Raw genomic sequence first — 3,124 nt, 5'->3', positions numbered from 1 at the left:
CCTGCAACCCCAACCAGCAATGCCGCCCGCGCTGGCGCCACGACCATCATTGCACTAACAATCAAATTGGACCCGTCCGTGGGGGCCGATCACTTGCCTCCTCTGGCGGCGCTCCGCGTTTTTGAGGCCGCCGCCCGCCATTGCAACTTCACCCGGGCCGCCGAAGAGCTGGGGATGACACAGGCCGCCGTCAGCTATCAGATCAAGCTGCTGGAGGAGCGTTCCGGCGGGCCGCTGTTCCTGAGGAAGGCCCGTCAGGTGGAGCTGACGGAACTGGGCCGCCGTCTCGCCGGGCCGGTGACGGAGGCTTTCGATCTCATCCGGGGGGCGTTTTCCAGCGTTCGGCAGGAAGCGCAGGGCGTGCTGGTGATCAATTGCGGTGCAACCTTTGCCGCCCGCTGGCTGGCCCAGCGGATCGGCACCTTTCAGCTTCAGCACCCGGAACTTGCCGTCCGGTTCGACGTGTCTAACCATCAGGTGGATTTTGCCCGCGAAGCTGTGGATGTGACCATCCGTGCGGGGCTTGGCAACTGGCCGGGACTGGCGGCGCATCTGATCAAGCCCGCACCTTTCACCCCCATGCTCAGCCCGCGCCTTGCCGCCTCCATTGGCGGTGTCCGGGAACCGGCAGATCTCCTGAAGCTGAAGATCATCGACCCGAGCGATCCCTGGTGGCAGGTCTGGTTCAAGGCTGCCGGGTATGATGCGGTGGCACTCGATGCCCGTTCGCGCTCGCAGATGGGGGCGCAGGTGCTGGAGGCGCAGGCGGCGGTGGCCGGGCAGGGGGTGGCCATTCTCACGCCCGATTTCTACCGGGAAGAACTGGAGCGGGGCCTGCTGGTGCAGCCTTTTGATCTCGTGGTCAGCAATGGCGAGGGCTATTGGCTGGTCTATCCGGAAGGCCGGAGGAACAATCGCAAGATCCGCGCCTTCCGGGAGTGGATCGTCAAGGTCGCGGGGGAAGCGTGACCGGAACGGCTTCTCCGGTCACGCTTTGGGTTATCAATGACTGCGGGTGGCCCCGCCATCCACGCGGATCAGCGAGCCGGTGACATAGGACGCCCGCTCCGAGGCGAGGAAAGCCACCATGGCGGCAAACTCGTCCGGGCGGCCGTAGCGGCCAACCGGAATGGCTTCCGCCGAGGCGCGCGCCACCTCTTCCACGGGCTGGCCGGTGCGCTTGGCAGCCGCCGCATCCAGTTCCTCCAGCCGCGCCGTCAGAATGCGGCCCGGCAGCACCACGTTGACGGTCACCCCGTCCCGGGCAACTTCGGCAGCCAGCGTCTTCGACCAGCCGGTGACGGCAGCGCGGATGCCATTGGAAAGAGCCAGATTGGCGATCGGCTGTTCCACGCCGGAGGAGGCAATGGTGATAACGCGGCCCCAGCCCTTCTTCTGCATCTGCGGCACCAGCCGGCCCGACAGATGAAAGAGGTTGGCAGCCATTGCCTCGAAGTGCTGGATCCACAGGCTGCGGTCCATGGTCAGGGCCGGGCCGGGAGGAGGGCCGCCGATATTATTGACGAGAATATCCACCCCGCCTTCCGCCAGCAGCTTGTCCAGCGCCGCGTCAATGGCGGAGAGATCGGTGAGGTCCAGTTTCAGCGGCGTGACCTGCGCGCCGGGAATTGCACCGGCCCAGGCTTCGATGGCCTCGCTGGTGCGGGCCGCGGCGATCACATGCGCGCCTTCCCGGGCGAGTTCCTCGGCAATCGCCCGGCCAAGGCCGCGGCTTGCACCCAATACGAGGGCGCGCTTGCCCTTCAGTCCAAGATCCATCAGTTCAACTCCTTCAGACGCTTCTCAAGGCGGGCCATCAGCCGGTCCACTTCCGCACGGGACAGGGGATCGAGCGGCGCGCCGGGTTTGCGCAGTGCAGGGCTTGCCAGAATGCCGCGCCGGTACATGATGTATTTGCGGATGGCGAGACCGGCGCCGGGCTGCTGTTCCATCCGGGCCAGCGGCAGGTAGGCATCGAACAGATCCCGCGCCCGCTCCATATCGCCCTTGCGGTGGTTTTCAACGACGCCCGTCATCATCTCGGGATAGGCAAAGCCGGTCATGGCGCCATCCGCACCCCGCTCCATCTCCTCCGGCAGGAAGACACCGCCATTACCGCACAGGATGGAGATGCGCCGGTTCAGCGTGCCCTCCTTGCGCAGGGCGGTGATCTTGGCCAGCCCCGGCCAGTCCTCATGCTTCAGGCAGACGGCGGTGGGCAGGATATTGAAGATGCGGGCGAGCGCCGGAACGGAGATCTGCACACCCGTCACGAGCGGGAAGTCCTGCAGCACGAAGGGGGTATCTCCGAGGAACTCGGCCACCTGCATATAATAGTTGACGATTTGGTCGTCGGTGCGCAGGGAGCCGGGAGGGGCAACCATGACACCGGCCGCGCCCATATCCATGACGCGGGCGGTCAGGTCCTGCATCTGCGCAAAGCCGGGGGCCGAGGCGCCAACCACGATGGGCACCTTTCCATCTACCCGCTTCAATATATGGCGCACGATGGCGGCGGACTCGTCCGAAGTCAGCTTCGGCGCCTCGCCCATGATGCCCAGCAGCGTCAGTCCGGTGGCGCCTGCATTGAGATAATGATCGACCATGCGGTCGCAGCTGTTGAAGTCGATGTCACCCGTTTCGGTGAACGGCGTAGCGGCGATCACATAGACCCCGCTCGCCGCTTCTGTCAGTCGTGTCATTGGTGTTTCCCGTGATGCTGGCCGTCGTCCGGCCGGTGGAAAGGCAGACTGCATTTTTCAGCTGCAGCTGTCAGCAGAAACCGGCGGCGGGGGCCTCGGGGCAGGGCTTAACAGAAGGTTTATGCAGCAGGATCAGGAGGTTCTGCCGGGCGCGGGCTGGCCGCAAAGTTTTTTGAAAGAGCCTGTTGAAAACTGTCATGCCCCTTGCAGCCGCAGAATTCTGCGGGGTTGAGGGGTGGGTGCGGGGAGGTTGTCCACATGCCGCCGTCAAAAATTCATCCGCCTCGCAAAAAATCGTCACGAAAGCGATTGACCGGTCCGGTGGGTCTGCGTATAAGCCTGTTCATCGACGGCGGCAACGTCGCTGGCGGCGGGAACGCTGTTCCCGAGACTTCCCGGCAGGGTGGCTTTTGTGGCTGAAT

3 protein-coding genes are annotated in these 3,124 nt (G+C 64.6%); 1 reads left to right on the top strand and 2 read right to left on the bottom strand.

Annotated features, from left to right (window positions below; genetic code table 11):
* Positions 1-78 precede the first annotated feature (78 nt).
* Positions 79-969, top strand: a complete 891-nt coding sequence (locus tag ASC48_RS19200; RefSeq protein ID WP_244270122.1) for a LysR substrate-binding domain-containing protein — start codon at positions 79-81, stop codon at positions 967-969.
* Between the two features lie 33 nt (positions 970-1,002).
* Here the strand turns inward: ASC48_RS19200 and ASC48_RS19195 are convergent, their stop codons facing one another.
* Together ASC48_RS19195 and ASC48_RS19190 are read right to left on the bottom strand one after the other, a co-directional pair.
* A complete protein-coding gene (locus ASC48_RS19195) occupies positions 1,003-1,779 on the bottom strand; it encodes an SDR family oxidoreductase (protein WP_055457265.1) in 777 nt (258 codons plus the stop codon).
* Positions 1,779-2,702, bottom strand: a complete 924-nt coding sequence (locus ASC48_RS19190; RefSeq protein WP_055457264.1) for a dihydrodipicolinate synthase family protein — start codon at positions 2,700-2,702, stop codon at positions 1,779-1,781. The genes ASC48_RS19195 and ASC48_RS19190 overlap by 1 nt, the downstream gene beginning before the upstream one ends.
* Between the last annotated feature and the right edge of the window lie 422 nt (positions 2,703-3,124).

The organism is Pannonibacter indicus (assembly GCF_001418225.1).
Taxonomy (GTDB): Bacteria; Pseudomonadota; Alphaproteobacteria; order Rhizobiales; family Stappiaceae; genus Pannonibacter; species Pannonibacter indicus.
The sequence above is the reverse complement of the archived record's forward strand: the minus strand, read 5'-3'. Positions and strand labels throughout refer to the sequence as shown.